The following is a 248-nucleotide window of genomic DNA, read 5'->3' on the forward strand; positions in this document are numbered from 1 at the left end:
GAGCTGACCAGTACTAATCGGTCGAGGGCTTATCCTACAAGCTTTCTGAAGGAAAGCTACTTCGAAAGCATATGCTATAAATCGCAAAGATTGTTTCGTATCTAGTTTTCAGGGAGCAAATCCTTGAATACCGCATTTGCAAAAATGCTCGTTTGGTGGCGATAGCGGAGGGGTTCCACACGTACCCATCCCGAACACGACCGTTAAGCCCTCCAGCGCCGATGGTACTTGGACCGCAGGGTCCTGGG

1 rRNA gene is annotated in these 248 nt (G+C 50.0%); it reads left to right on the forward strand.

Going from position 1 to position 248, the window contains the following annotated elements:
• Nucleotides 1–151 precede the first annotated feature (151 nt).
• Nucleotides 152–248, forward strand: a 5S ribosomal RNA gene (gene rrf, locus PV403_RS25185); the annotation flags it as partial.

It is taken from the genome of Paenibacillus sp. GYB006, assembly GCF_036577645.1.
Taxonomy (GTDB): Bacteria; Bacillota; Bacilli; order Paenibacillales; family Paenibacillaceae; genus Paenibacillus.